Raw genomic sequence first — 13,206 nt, 5'->3', positions numbered from 1 at the left:
TTGTTAATATTTATCTTATTTGTTGAAAACTCTGTTGTAGATTGCGTCAACATTTTTAGTGTAGTACTCATAGTTGAAACACTCTCTAATTTGTTCTTCACTTAATTTTGCTCTTAATTCTTCATCTGAAAGTAAGTGTCCTAAGTATAATGATTCACCATTTTCATCTACTGTAGGTTTACCTTCTTTAATCTCTGCCCATACTTTCATAGCGTTTCTTTGAACGATTTTGTATGCATCTTCTCTTGAAACACCAGCTTTTGGAAGTTCAAGTAATACTCGCTGGCTGAATACTAATCCACCAGTTAAGTTTAAGTTTTTCATCATATTTTCTGGCATAACTGTTAAGTTTGCAATTACATTGTTCATTCTGTGTAACATAAAATCAGTTGTAATAAATGCATCTGGTAACCAGAATCTTTCATTTGATGAATGAGAAATATCTCTTTCGTGCCATAAAGCTACATTTTCCATTGCTGGTGCTGCGTAAGCTCTAATAGTTCTTGCAAGTCCAGTAATATTTTCAGTTAAAATAGGGTTTCTTTTGTGAGGCATTGCTGAAGATCCTTTTTGACCTTTTGCAAAAAACTCTTCTGCTTCATAAACTTCTGTTCTTTGTAAGTGTCTTACTTGAACTGCAAATTTTTCAACTGAAGAAGCTAATAATGCAAGTGCTGATGCAAGTCTTGCATATCTATCTCTATGAACAACTTGGTTTGAACAAGGCTCTGGTTTTAAACCAAGTTCTGCCATTGCTAACTCTTCAAGCTCAAGTGGTGCGTGAGCAAAGTTACCCATAGCTCCAGAAATTTGTCCCACAGAAATTACTTCCATAGTTTGCTCTAAATTCTCTAAGTGTCTTGCAACTTCATCATACCATACTGCTAAAGTTAAACCAAAAGTAATAGGCTCACCGTGAATACCGTGACTTCTTCCTACCATTAATGTGTATTTGTGTTCTTCAGCTCTTGTTTTAATTGATTCCATTAACATTCTTACATCATCAATAATGATTTTTAATGAATCTCTCATTTGTAATGCAACACCAGTATCAACTGCATCACTTGAAGTCATACCATAGTGGAACCATCTTGATTCTTCACCTAAGCTTTCTGCTACACTTGTATTAAAAGCAATTAGGTCATGTTTTGTAACAGCTTCGATTTCTTCGATTCTCTCAACAGAGAAAGTAGCATTATTAACAATCTTCTCACAATCTTCATCAGGGATTAATCCTAATTTATTCCAAGCTTTAACTGCTGCTTTTTCTACTTCTAACCATGCAGCATATCTTGCATGTTGAGTCCAATGTTTTGTCATCTCAGGTCTTGCATATCTTTCAACCATTCTTCTAGTCCCTTGTTTTCGTTTTTATGTGATATTTTTCATTTTTTTAGTATGATATGTTATCTAAAGAAGACAAAATTCTAACTAAAAATCTGAATAAAAATTAGATGATTTAAAAAAAAAATCTAGGAAGCCAAATTGCCGTTCGTTTTAAAGAAATTTAAAGTAATAAAAAACAAAACCATACAAATATCTCTATTGCAAGATTTAGACCTTGACCGCCGTCAATCCAGTCGTTTGCTTAGTCGTGGAAGAATTTTTAGAAGTGATAATAGTGCATATAAAGTCTCAGATATAATTAACGAAGACTACATATATATTGCTATGTTTGAAGGCCACACAAGGGGTTTAAAACCACTGTTTACAACAAGTGATTTTGCAATCTTTGATAAGCCATCAAACTTAGTAATTCATCCTAACTCTAAAAAGACAGAATATTCACTTTTAGATGAAATTAGATATCACTTTGGCGATAATGCAAATCAAGCTCATAGAATTGATGCAGAGACTTCAGGATTAGTTTTAGTTGGAAGAAAAGAAAGCGTTACAAATGCCCTTGCAACTATGTTTGAAGAGAAAGAGTATAAAAAATCTTATCTTACAATTGTAAGAGGTGAGATAAAAGAAGAGATTACAATTGATAAAAACCTAAAAAAAGAGGGAAAATCAATTGGAGTTAAAATGACAACTTGCTCTAAGCAAGAGGGTAAAAGCTCTATTACAATTATAAAACCTATTAAATATAATAAAGAAAAAAATCAAACTTTAGTGGAAGCTATACCTATAACAGGACGACAACACCAAATTAGAATTCATCTTCATTCAATAGGGCATACAATACTTGGAGATCCTATTTATGGGGTTGAAGATGATATTGCGCAAAGTTATCTAACTAAAACATTAGATGATAAAAAACGTTTTGAAACAAGTGGTTCATACAGACTTTGGCTGCAAGCAAACTATTTAGAGTTCACTTATAAAGGCGTAATTTATAAGATATATTCAAAAAATAAAGAGATATTAGCTCAATTTGAATCTTGATAAATTTTTACCTTTAGTATCTATAATATGTACTGCACAAGCTAAACAAGGGTCAAAAGAGTGAATAACTTTTAAAACCTCAAGTGGCTTTGATAAATCTTCAATTTTTAGACCTATTAAAGCTTCTTCATATGCACCTCTTATTCCATCATAATTTTTAGGAGTTGCATTCCATGTTGTTGGAGCTATTACTTGATAGTTTTTTACTTTTGAGTCTTTTATATTAACACTATGAAGTAAAACACCCCTTGGAACTTCTAAAAAGCAACTATCACTTGTATCTTTTTTCATCTCTTCAAATTTATAAGCACTAAAAGTCTCAGTATGGTCATACTTGATATTTTGAATTAAATTTGACATCAATTTAAAGATATATTCACAAATATATTGGCTTTCAATTGCCCTTGCTATATTTCTTCCAATAGTACAATTCAAATCTTCTAATTTTAAATCAACACTTTTTAAAAAATCATCAACAAAACTATTTATTGCTGTATCATTCTTTTTATAACTAATAAAAATCCTTGCAATTGGACCTGTTTCCATAGTCATATTTTCATATCTAGGTGCTTTTATCCAAGAGTATTTATCATTTTCTTTACTTGTCTTTAGTGTTCCATCATCATTTAAATCTGTATAAAATGGCTCTTGTGGATTTTCATCATCATACCAAGCTCTTTGAACTAACTCTGTAATTTTGGAACTATCAAACTCTTTTATATCTTCAAGCTTATTATTAAAAATAACACCACTTGAAAATAGTTTTTTATCACTAGAGATTTCATATCCACCGACACACAAATAGTTTCCTAAAGTTTTTCCTACTTTTTCTTTTATTTCATCCTTGTAAGCTATTGTTAAAAGCTTCATATCAGGGATATAGGCTCTATTTATAAACTCACTTGCTTCTTTTATAACAAATAAAAAGTCATTTAATCTTTGGGGATTTATCATATCAGCTACACTTGTAACTCCACCAACAACTATTGATTGAGGGTGGGGTGTTTTTCCACCAAAAATAGCTATAGCTTTTGATATTTTTGTTTGAAAAGTTAATGCTTCAAAATAGTGAGATAGTAAAATCAAGTTTTCTTCACTACTTAGCTTATAATCACTATGACCAAAATAGTTACTATTAAAAGGTCCTAATTTTCCCGCATCAATAAAGTTTTTTAACTTTTGTAAAATAGTTTCATAATGGGAGTGCGAATTTCTAAAGGGATGAGAACTATACTTATGTGCTTCTTTTGAAGTTTGTTTTACATCAGCTTCTAAAGCTTTAGTAACATCTACAAAATCAAGCAAATGTAACTGATAAAAGTGTACAACATGATCTTGAATAAACAAAGCCATACTCATTAAGTCTCTAATTATTTGGGCATTTTTAGGAACTTTTATATCATAAGCATTTTCAACGGCACTCACACTTGCTCTAAAATGTGAATTTGTACAAACACCACAAATACGACCAGCAATTAAGCCTACATCTCTAGGATCTCTATCTTGTAAAATAATTTCAAGTCCACGAAACAACTGCCCACTAGCATATGCTTCTCTAACAATATTTTGTTCATCTACTTCAACTTCAACTCTTAAATGACCTTCAATTCTTGTTATTGGATCAATAACTAGCTTTTTCATTTTATTAATCCTCATCTTCTTTTATATAAACTCTTTCATTTGCAAACTTATCTATAAAGTTTATCTCTGTACAAGCCATACAACCATGACCAGCTTGAACTGGCCAAGAAGTGCCTTCATTAAATTTTGCTAAAGGACAGTTTACATTTGCATAAGGACCTTTACATCCCATTTGAAATAAACACCATCCATTCTTAGCTCCTTCATCTCCCCATTGCTCTACAAACTCTCCAAGTTCATAATGTCCACGTCTCTCACAATTATCATGAACTCTTTGAGAATAAGCCCATAATGGACGATTTTGTTTATCAAGTGCAGGTAACTCTTCAAACATCATATAAGATAGTAAAGTTCCAACTATATTTATAGGATTAGTAGGACATCCAGGAAGATTTATAATATCATCTCTATTAAGTGCTTGGGCTACACCAACTGCACCTGTTGGGTTTGGCTTAGCAGCAACTACTCCACCATCATAAGCGCAACTTCCAACTGCTAAAACAAGTGCTGCATCTTTGGCACAATTTTTTAAAAGTTCAAGTCCTGTTTGACCTTTTGGGCCTATTCTTAAAAATTTACCATCAAGTCCTAGAGGAATTGCTCCTTCTACTATTAAGATATATTTACCTTTAGAGTTTTCTATAATATCTTCTAAAATTGATTCACTAAAATCACCACTAGAACTCATAAGTAATTCATGATAATCAAGTGAAATATAATCAAATATTAAATCTTCAATTGCAGGATTTGCTGATTTTATAAAAGCTTCACTATTTCCACTACAATCCGCAAGCTCTAGCCATATAATAGGAATTTTATTTAAGTTTTTCACCCCATCTTCTACTACACTTTCAAAAGAGGGGTGAAGTTGCATACTAGCTGTTACCATTGAAACCCAACTGTTTACCTCATCTTTTGCCACATCTATCATTTTTAAAGCAGCTTCTAGGTTATTCTCATCAAGTTTATTTTTAGGATGTAATCTTTTGAACTTCTCAACTCTTTTTTTAGCAACTTCAATCTCTTTTTCTCTTTGTATATCTTCAGGTGTTTTTCTTTTGATTGTAGGACAAGTTAAACTTTGTGAAGCTTCAATAACTTTTACAACATCATTTTTACATCTACCACAAACACGTCCTGCTTGAGAATACTCTTTTAAAGAAGCAAAAGAATCAATACCACAATTTGCGACTAAATCTTCTAAATCTTTTTCATAAGTATGCTCACAAGCACAAATAAGTCTACCTCTTTGACCTAATTGTCTATTTTCATATAGATAGCTTACATCTATATTTTCACCTTTTATTATAAGCTCTTCTATATACCCTGTATCAATATTTGAATTAACACCTAAAAACTTTACTAATTTATCATCTTTTATAAAGTATTCATCAACTCTTTTATTTTCTAATGATTCTATTACTATCTTTTCAAACTTACTATCAAAGTTTGGTGATGAGATTTCTACAAGCTCAAAACCTTTTGATTTAAGCATATCGACTGTTACTTCTAATTCATAAGGCATTAATTCATCATTTAGTATATGGGATATTGCAATATTAGCTTGATTTGAACACTGCTTTACATGACCTGCTGTGAAATTATACTTTTCAACTTGCGCACACTCACCAATAGCATATATATCTTCAGCTGGAATGACCCCTATAAAGTAGACACCATTTAATTCAGTTAATTAACAAAACAATTTGGAGAAAATTGTTTAATCGTTAAAGGAATTAAAAAATGGCAAGAAGAGATTATAGTGATGAATTTAGAAGAGATGCAGTAAAACAAGTTGTAGAAAATGGTTATGGAGTTATTGAAACAGCTAAAAGATTAGGCATGCACCCTGACTCACTTAGAAATTGGATAAGAAAATATAAATCACCACAAGCAGAATTTGAAGCAAAAGTTTCCCAAGAAGCACAAGACGAAATTAAAAGATTACAAAAAGAGCTAAAAAGGGTAACAGAAGAAAGAGATATACTAAAAAAGGCCGCAGCGTACTTTGCAAGCAACCCAAATTAAAGTACGCGTTTATTAAAGAATATAGAACACACTTCAATATAAGAAGAATGTGTTCTGTATTAAAAGTTCATCCAAGTGGGTATTATAAATGGTTAAAACAACCAATATCAAATTTACAGTTAGAAAATGAAAAACTACTTCTTGAAATAAAAAAAGCATATAAAGAATCAAATGGAATATATGGATATAGAAATATACATAAAGACTTAAAAGCTTTAAATATTCATGTGAATAAAAAAAGAGTTGCAAGACTCATGAAAGAGGCTAAAATATGTGGAATTGGTAACTATAGAAGAAAACCTAAATATAAAGCTGGTTCCATTCATAACGCCCACCCAAACCACTTAAAACAATGTTTTATAACAAATACTCCAAATGAATCATGGGTTAGTGATATAACTTATATTAGAACTCATGAAGGATGGTTATATTTAGCAATAGTCTTAGATCTATTTTCAAGAAAGATTATAGGATGGGAAACTTCTCATCGACAAACCACACAACTACTTTTAAATGCTTTAAATAAAGCAACTTATAGAATTCCTGATACAGGAGTAATATTACATTCAGATCAAGGAAGTCAATATAGTTCTTATGGTTATAAAACATTTTTAAAATATCACAAGATAACTCCAAGTATGAGTCGAAGAGGTAATTGTTATGATAATGCAGTAGCAGAAAGTTTTTTTAAGACATTTAAAAGAGAATTAGTTACTTAACTTTCGCACGTTAAATTGATTAAAATTGTAGCTAAATCTCCCTAAAACATTACTCCTTTAGTTAATAATCTTATCCTTGTTGACATAAAAATAATTTAGTTGTTTTTCTATGATATTTTTCTATTTTGAACTCTCAATAAAGCCCTTAAATAGGCACTTTTAGCTATAATATCTATTATATTAAAGGGTAAGAATGCAGATAGAATCCAAGATCATCGGTATTATAAACGATAAGTTAAAAAATCCAATCTATGAAACATTACGTTTGTTAAATATGAAAACTATTTTAACCAAGAGCAATTTTTCTAAAAAAGAGGGAGTTGCTGTTCATATGGTTGTATTACATTTTGTATATATGCTGGTTATGAATAAAAAAATATCAACCTTTATGGATCAAAGTAATGATAGTTTCAAAAAAGATGTATATTATCGATTACTTTCCAATACTTCTTATAATTGGAGAAAACTATTATCTCTTAGTTCTTTAAAGATCTTATCACTACTTCATAAAGTGCAAGATTCAAAGCTAGTAAGAGTTCTTATACTTGATGATACTGTTGAAGATAAAGTTGGTAAAAATATAGAGGGAAGTTGTGACAACCTTTGGAGCAATAAAGCAAAGAGAAAAATCAGAGGTGTAAATGTTGTATCACTAAACTATAGTGATGGTTATTCAAATTTTATGTTGGACTTTGCAATTGCTATGAACAGTTATGCAAGGGTAAAGATAGAAGAGTTTACAAATATTATTGATCATCGAACCAATGCACATAAGCGAAGATTGGAAAGCTTAAAAGGGAAATCACAAATTGCTATAGAGATGATTAAAAGAGCAGTAGCTAGTGGTATATATGCAGATTATCTGCTTGTAGATAGCTGGTATTCTAAACCTGTATTTATAGAAACTATGAATGAACTTGGATTGCAAGTCATTTCAAGAATGGTAAACAATGACAGGATATGGAATTTTACAGGAGAGAAAAAGACCCTTGATGGCATCTATAACAAATTTAAAAAGCTTAAATCTATCAAGATGGGTCAATATGGCAAAAAGATAAAGTTTGAGTATTTTTCAACCATAGTTGAACATAAAAAAGCTGGTAAATTAAAAATTGTTTTTATAAAAACAAAAGAGAATTTAATACCAATCGTATCAACCAATCTTATACTTAGTGATGAAGAGATTATAGATATTTATAAAAGACGATGGGATATAGAACAAGGGTATAAAGAACTTCGTGAACACTTTGGATTCGGAAAAGAAGAGAATCGAATCTATGAAGCTTTGATAGCCAGAATTACACTATCTTTTTTTACATACAATGTTGTTAGCTATATAAATCGTATCAGCAATGAACCTAAAACAATTGGTGGATTGTTTAAAGATTTAGAATGTGAACTTCATACTCTAGCAATAGCTATGCAAGCATTTTTAGCTATTTTAGATGAGATTGCAAAAATTGAAGAAGTTGTCAATAGAAATGAGGATTTTACAGCTATCATTGATCTATTAAGAGATGTGACTGGAAAATTGCTTGGTTTTAGGTGCGAAAGTTAAGTTAGTTAGGAAAAATATATTTAGAACAAGACAAGAGGCAAAAGATAAAACATTTGAGTATATAGAGATGTTTTACAATTCAAAAAGAAGGCATAGTTATTTAGGTTTTATAAGTCCAAATGAATTTGAGAAAAGATACAATGAAAGTCTTACAAACATTAGGTGTTAACTGATTAAAAAACTGTCTACACTTTCGGGGTCATTCCACACTTAGTTTTTTTGTTTTTAAAACTTTTATCTCATTATCTACTATTTCACTATTTTGTATATCTATTTCATCATTATATGAGATAGTAAGGTTTTTATTCTCTTTTAGTACATCTTCAATAATTTTTATAGAGTTACTACTTAGATATTTGCTATATAAATAATTACTTCTAATAAGCAGCGTAATATTTTGTTTTAAATCTAAACTATTTAGAGTTTCAAGTAGCTCTAAAGATATAGGTCCACTTCCTACTAAAACTATATTACTATTTTCATAATAGCTTTTAATTTTTTCACAATCATCAATACTTCTAAATACTGCGCTATTTTTTATACTAGAATCAAGTAAACTTATTGGAGTAGAGCCAGTTGCTATAACTAACTTATCATAACTGTATACTTCATTATTAGATGTAATAATTTTATTTTGATTATCAATTGATTCTATATTTTGATTTAATTTTAGTTGTACTTTACTATTTAGTTCAAGTTCTATTGAATTTGTATTATCATTTCCATCTATTAAATTACATAAATAGACTCTATCATAAGGGGGATGTTTTTCATTACTAAGCATAACTATTTCAACTGAATCATCTTTTAATAATATAGTATTTGCAAAGTAAACAGCGGCTATTCCACCGCCTATTATTACTATATTCATATTATCTCTTTTTAACTAATAAAACTTATAACAATTATATTACAATTTATTATAAGCTCTTATCAGTTTGAAATCTTTTAGCAAATAAAAGAAGTAAAATACCACCTAAAACTATAAATGCTGTTAAATAAAGTGCATAATCATAATTACCATATAGGTCAATAAAATATACGCTATAAAGTGGTGCTATAACTTGACCAATTCCATATGAAGTTGTTAATGCACCCATTAATACTACAGGATTATGTTTTGCAAGCTGACCTCCAAGATTCATAAATAGAGCAACAAGTCCTACAAATGTTCCACCATAAAAAATTCCACTTAAAAAGTTTAAATATAAATTATTTGTAAATGTTGGAATTAAAATACCAATCATCTGTAAAAATAGGGCAATAATTATAATATTAACACTTCCGTATTTATGTGCTAACCTCATCCATATAATACAAGATGGAATTCCAGCAAGTCCTACTAATGTCCAAGTTAAATTTCCATAACCTTCTAAGCCTGGAAGATTATTTATAATATCTGGTAAGAATGTTGCTTGAACTACAAATCCAACACCTTCAGCAAAATAAGCCATAATCAAAATTATTACAAAGGGAGTGAAAATTTTAGTATCAAATTTGTGTTTTACTGTATTTTGATTTACTTTTTTGTCAAATGATAAAATATACATAGAGTATAATGATAAAACAGCTGCAAAAAATGTAAGAACAACCCAAGAGTCTTGCCAAGTACCATTTGAACTTAAAACATATCTACTTATTAAATCTGTTGTTAAAATAGAAAAACCAATACCACTAAAGTGTATTCCCATAGCTTTTGTTTTGCTTTGCATTTTTAACTTCATCATAACAATTGCGGAACCAACTACAAAAGCCATAGCTCCTGCAAATCCAGCGATAACTCTAGCTATTACCCAAACTGTATCATTTGTAGAATAAGCCAAAACAATAGTTGAAAAAATTGCTAGAATAATACCACCTCTAAAAAGTAATACTTTTTGGTTTATATCTTTTATAAAAATAGAAAGAATAGAACCACTTAAATATCCTGCAAAATTTAGTGATGCTAAAACCCCTGCAAATGTAATAGTTAAATAATCGCTAAGCATCGAAGGAAGAAGCGAAGTAAAAGCAAATCTTGCAACACCAAGTCCTATAATCACTGCAAACATTCCAGCTATAATAATAGATATATTATCCTCTCTATCCATTAATCTATTTATCATTTTTTTAAACCTTCAAATTTTTCTTAATATGTGTTATCATATCACTAAAAGTTATTGAGTGTCAAATAATCAATAATGATATGTGATATAAGGAATAATGATATGGATTTAAATCTTTTAAAAGTTTTTATAACAGTTGCAAATAAAAATAGTATTTCACTTGCAGCAAATGAGTTAAAATGTGCCCAATCAAATGTAACTTCTAGAATAAAACAGTTAGAAAAAACTTTGGATTTAGAACTATTTCATAGAGTTCCAAAGGGAGTGATTCTAACTTCAAATGGTGAAAGGTTTTATCCAAAAGCTATAGAAATTGTAAAAAAAATGGAAGATGCCATAAATGATATCACTAAAAATGATGAGGTAACACATTTGAAAGTTGGCTCAACAGAGTGCAATGCAAGTGTTAGAATCTCTCCATTTTTAATAAAACTTCATGAAGACTTTCCAAATATGCAACTTGAGCTTTTTACTGGAACTACAAAAAGTATCACCGAACTTATACTTGATTATCAAGTTGATATAGCTTTTATTAGTGGCGAGCCTAAAAGTGATAAGTTAATGGTTTTAAAAAAAATAGAAGAGGAGATAGCAATTTTAGAGCCAAAAACTCAAAATGTTCCAAATGTAACTTTGACTTTTAAAGAGGGTTGTGTTTATGATGAGTTTTTAAAAAACTATTATAAACAAAAAAATATTCATATTGAAAAAGCATTATCATTTGGTAGTTTAGAAACTATTCTTTCATGTATTAAAGTTGGTATGGGTAAAAGCTTACTTCCAACAAGTATTGTAAAATCAATTGGTTATGAAAATGATATAAAAGTTACAGTATTACCAAAAGATGAAGCTAATATTCCAACATGTTTAGTTTGTAGAAAAGATTCCATTCCAAAAATTGCGCAGTATTTAAAAGATATGAAACTAAGTTAGGAAACAATAGGTGATGAGTATAAAGTGTGTTTTAGTTAAGCCTTACTGTAAGGGGTTATACTCATCACTTATTAATTCATATCAATTTATATACATTATAGCAATTTAAATATTTCATGCTTATTAACTAAACAAAGAAGATTAAATTTTTAAATAATATAAAAGAAAAGTTCATATAAAGCTATTAACAATTTATTGAAATATTACAAAACAACAAAATATTTTGTTATAATAAATACAGTTTTGTTATTAAAAGTTATTTAGGAGAAGATATGTTTAATTTTGGAAAGACAGAAGAAGAGAGTGCAAGACTTGTAGCAATGGATGAGAACTTTGCAATAATCTCATTTAAACCAGATGGAACAATAATCCATGCAAATAAAAACTTTTTAGATGCATTAGGTTATTCTCTAAGTGAAGTAGTGGGTAAACATCACAGAATGTTCTGTGATAGAAACTATATTAATACTAGTGAATACGAAACTTTTTGGAAAGATTTAGCAAATGGAAAAGCATATATTGGAGAGTTTGAAAGGTTTGATAAAAATGGAAAATCAATTTGGATTCAAGCTTCATATACAACTGTTAAAAATAGTAGTGGAAAAGTAACTAGAGTTGTAAAGTTTGCACAAGATATCACTTCAAGTAAAAAAGTAGCAAACTCAGTAAAAGAGGCTATAGATTTAGCTAAAACTGGTATTTTTGATCAAGAAATAAAAGATACTACTGATAATAAAGGAGTAGAAGAGCTTAAAAATGGTGTTAATGAGCTATTTAAAATTGTTTCTTCAAAAGTTGCTTTAGATATAAATAAAGTCTCTAAAGCCTTAGAATCATATCAAAGATTAGATTTTACCCACAGAATAAGTGATTCAGGAGAAATCTCTACTGGAATAAATAATTTAGCTGAAATCATAAATGATATGCTAGTTGAGAATAAATCAAATGGATTAACCCTTGATAAAAGTTCTAATATACTATTAACTAATGTTGATAAATTAAATGTAAGCTCAACTGAGGCTGCTAGTTCTTTAGAAGAGACAGCAGCAGCACTAGAGCAAATTACTTCAAATATTAGAAATAACACTGAAAATATTCATAAAATGGCTAGTTATTCAAATAGTGTTACAAAATCTGCATCTGATGGTCAAAACTTAGCTAATCAAACGACGTTAGCAATGGATGAGATAAATGCTCAAGTTAATTTGATAAATGAATCAATAATTGTAATTGACCAAATAGCATTCCAAACAAATATTCTTTCACTAAATGCAGCAGTTGAAGCAGCAACTGCAGGTGAAGCTGGAAAAGGATTCGCAGTAGTTGCTCAAGAAGTGCGAAACTTAGCTTCTAGAAGTGCAGAAGCTGCAAAAGAGATTAAAACTATAGTTGAAAATGCTACAAAAAAAGCAAATGATGGTAAAGAGATATCTAATCATATGATAGAAGGATATAAAGAACTAAATCAAAATATTACGAATACAATAAATTTAATTCAAGATATTGAGATGTCTAGTAAAGAGCAACTTTCTGGAATTGAACAAATTAATGATGCTGTAAATAGTTTAGATGCACAAACGCAACAAAATGCACAAATAGCTTCACAAACACATGATGTAGCTGTATTAACTGATGAAATTGCTAAATTAGTTGTAAGTAATGCAAATGCAAAAGAGTTTATAGGTAAAGATAATGTAAAAGCTAAAAACATAGACATAAAAACTGAAACTACTAATATAAAAAAAGTTGAAAGTAGACCTATAAAACCTGCGATTAAAACTATTTCTAGTCAGTCTGACAATAGTGAATGGGAAAGCTTTTAATATAATCTAAC

12 protein-coding genes are annotated in these 13,206 nt (G+C 29.5%); 7 read left to right on the top strand and 5 right to left on the bottom strand.

The window, feature by feature from the left end:
* Positions 1-15 precede the first annotated feature (15 nt).
* Positions 16-1,347 (bottom strand): adenylosuccinate lyase, encoded by a 1,332-nt coding sequence (gene purB / locus APAC_RS00195; protein WP_130232185.1) that lies wholly within the window; start codon positions 1,345-1,347, stop codon positions 16-18.
* Between the two features lie 138 nt (positions 1,348-1,485).
* On the opposite strand from purB, the gene APAC_RS00190 reads away from it, so the two are divergent.
* Positions 1,486-2,388 (top strand): RluA family pseudouridine synthase, encoded by a 903-nt coding sequence (locus APAC_RS00190; RefSeq protein WP_130232184.1) that lies wholly within the window; start codon positions 1,486-1,488, stop codon positions 2,386-2,388.
* On the opposite strand, the gene APAC_RS00185 is transcribed toward APAC_RS00190, so the two are convergent.
* The gene (locus APAC_RS00185; protein ID WP_130232183.1) at positions 2,368-4,029 is read right to left on the bottom strand and encodes a nickel-dependent hydrogenase large subunit; all 1,662 of its coding nucleotides are present in this window, start codon (positions 4,027-4,029) and stop codon (positions 2,368-2,370) included. The two genes, APAC_RS00190 and APAC_RS00185, sit on opposite strands and share 21 nt — an antisense overlap.
* Positions 4,030-4,033: 4 nt before the next feature.
* Positions 4,034-5,554, bottom strand: coding sequence for a hydrogenase small subunit (locus tag APAC_RS00180; protein WP_228255927.1), 1,521 nt, complete (start codon positions 5,552-5,554; stop codon positions 4,034-4,036).
* A 218-nt stretch (positions 5,555-5,772) separates the two neighbouring features.
* Here APAC_RS00180 and APAC_RS00175 point away from each other — a divergent pair, with 218 nt between their 5' ends.
* From APAC_RS00175 to APAC_RS00160, 4 genes are all read left to right on the top strand, one after another.
* Complete coding sequence (locus tag APAC_RS00175) at positions 5,773-6,057, top strand: transposase (protein ID WP_130232181.1); 285 nt, start codon at positions 5,773-5,775, stop codon at positions 6,055-6,057.
* Positions 5,973-6,776, top strand: coding sequence for an IS3 family transposase (locus APAC_RS00170; protein WP_130232180.1), 804 nt, complete (start codon positions 5,973-5,975; stop codon positions 6,774-6,776). The genes APAC_RS00175 and APAC_RS00170 overlap by 85 nt, the downstream gene beginning before the upstream one ends.
* Positions 6,777-6,969: 193 nt before the next feature.
* Complete coding sequence (locus APAC_RS00165; RefSeq protein WP_130232179.1) at positions 6,970-8,334, top strand: IS4 family transposase; 1,365 nt, start codon at positions 6,970-6,972, stop codon at positions 8,332-8,334.
* Positions 8,312-8,503 (top strand): IS3 family transposase, encoded by a 192-nt coding sequence (locus APAC_RS00160; RefSeq protein WP_170170092.1) that lies wholly within the window; start codon positions 8,312-8,314, stop codon positions 8,501-8,503. The genes APAC_RS00165 and APAC_RS00160 overlap by 23 nt, the downstream gene beginning before the upstream one ends.
* 30 nt (positions 8,504-8,533) lie before the next feature.
* Here the strand turns inward: APAC_RS00160 and APAC_RS00155 are convergent, their stop codons facing one another.
* Together APAC_RS00155 and APAC_RS00150 are read right to left on the bottom strand one after the other, a co-directional pair.
* Positions 8,534-9,205 carry an FAD-dependent oxidoreductase gene (locus APAC_RS00155; RefSeq protein ID WP_130232177.1) on the bottom strand — a complete coding sequence of 224 codons (672 nt, stop codon included), beginning with the start codon at positions 9,203-9,205 and terminating at the stop codon, positions 8,534-8,536.
* Between the two features lie 49 nt (positions 9,206-9,254).
* Entirely contained in the window at positions 9,255-10,436 is a 1,182-nt protein-coding gene (locus tag APAC_RS00150) for a YbfB/YjiJ family MFS transporter (protein WP_130234552.1), read from the bottom strand.
* Positions 10,437-10,541: 105 nt separating this feature from the next.
* Between APAC_RS00150 and APAC_RS00145 the strand changes: the two genes are divergently transcribed.
* Both APAC_RS00145 and APAC_RS00140 read left to right on the top strand, forming a co-directional pair.
* Complete coding sequence (locus APAC_RS00145) at positions 10,542-11,372, top strand: LysR family transcriptional regulator (RefSeq protein WP_130232176.1); 831 nt, start codon at positions 10,542-10,544, stop codon at positions 11,370-11,372.
* Positions 11,373-11,644: 272 nt separating this feature from the next.
* Positions 11,645-13,195: a methyl-accepting chemotaxis protein gene (locus APAC_RS00140; RefSeq protein WP_130232175.1), complete on the top strand. Its 1,551-nt coding sequence runs from the start codon at positions 11,645-11,647 to the stop codon at positions 13,193-13,195.
* Positions 13,196-13,206 lie beyond the last annotated feature (11 nt).

The sequence above is a fragment of the Malaciobacter pacificus genome (assembly GCF_004214795.1).
GTDB classification, from domain to species: Bacteria; Campylobacterota; Campylobacteria; order Campylobacterales; family Arcobacteraceae; genus Malaciobacter_A; species Malaciobacter_A pacificus.
Note: the sequence above shows the minus strand (reverse complement) of the source record. Positions and strands in the feature narration are given on the sequence as shown.